This is a genomic window from Veillonella sp. CAG:933 (genome assembly GCF_000431435.1).
GTDB lineage: Bacteria > Bacillota > Negativicutes > Veillonellales > Veillonellaceae > Veillonella_A.
Window position 1 is genome coordinate 1 of sequence record NZ_HF986119.1, and the last position, 1,167, is coordinate 1,167.

Here is a 1,167-nt window from a genome sequence, read left to right on the forward strand (position 1 = left end):
GGTTCATAGTATAATCAAATGCGACAAATAAATAAGACACAATATTGTTCCTGTGTTAGAATATTTTCACCACAAAAATTTCGCAAAGGAACGATATCATGTCTTACGATTATTCTAACACACAAAAAAGAACTTTCAAACATCTTACGCCAATTCAACGGGGCAAAATTGAAGCACTTCTTAAGCAAAAGGTTTCAGTGGCTGCTATTGCCATTGAATTGAAGGTACATCGTTCTACTATCTATCGCGAGATAAAACGCGGTACTGTAGAACAATTAGATTCTAATTTAAAGAAACACACAAAGTATTTCGCTGAAACAGGCCAAATAGTTTATGAAAAGAACCGGATTAACTCAAGACCACCATTGAAGTTACTTAATGCATACGATTTTGTCAGCTATGCCGATAACCTGATGTTAAAGCATTTGTGGTCTCCTAATATGGTTTGTGGTCGAGCAAAACTTGAAGGTATCTTTTCAAAGATGGTTTGTGCTAAGACTCTATACAACTATATTGATCAGGGGCTTTTAAAAACCAAAAACATAGATCTTGCTAATCGTGTATCACGTAAAACAAAGCAAATCAGAGTACGCAACAATCGAAAAGTCCTTGGGAAAAGCATCGAAATGCGCGATATAACGCGTGAAGAATTTGGACACTGGGAAATAGATACCGTAATTGGTAAACGAGGCGCTGAACCGGTTTTACTCACCTTAGATGAACGTAAAACACGAAAACGTCATATAATTAAAATCGCTAGCAAGACAAGCGAAGCTGTAAGAGCTGGTCTCCAACAAATTATAGCTAGTTATGGTGATTTAGGTCCTAGCGTCTTTAAAACGATTACATCTGATAACGGTAATGAGTTTTCTGCTTTAACCCTAGATTTTCCTACAATTGATGTGTATTACTGTCATCCATATGCTTCGTTTGAACGCGGCACTAATGAAAAGCACAACTCACTTATTAGACGTTTTATCCCTAAAGGAAGGTCTATGAATAGCTATTCTCCCGAAGCCATTGAACACATTGAAAATTGGATTAACGATTTACCTAGAGAGATATTTGGCTTTGTTACAGCTAAAGAAAAATTTACACAGGAACTAGAATTATTAAACATATAAATTCGTGATTAAAATTTTGTCGCATTTGATATTGCAATTAGCA

General features: G+C 35.7%; 1 protein-coding gene. It reads left to right on the forward strand.

The genetic code is table 11. The features are described 5' to 3' along the window. Positions 1 to 98 precede the first annotated feature (98 nt). Positions 99 to 1,124 (forward strand): IS30 family transposase, encoded by a 1,026-nt coding sequence (locus QZL64_RS00940; protein ID WP_021840187.1) that lies wholly within the window; start codon positions 99 to 101, stop codon positions 1,122 to 1,124. Positions 1,125 to 1,167: the final 43 nt, after the last annotated feature.

Bases quoted from the DNA above. Each gene is read 5' to 3' on its own strand.
- QZL64_RS00940 (WP_021840187.1), top strand. From the start codon at position 99: ATGTCTTACGATTATTCTAACACACAAAAAAGAACTTTCAAACATCTT.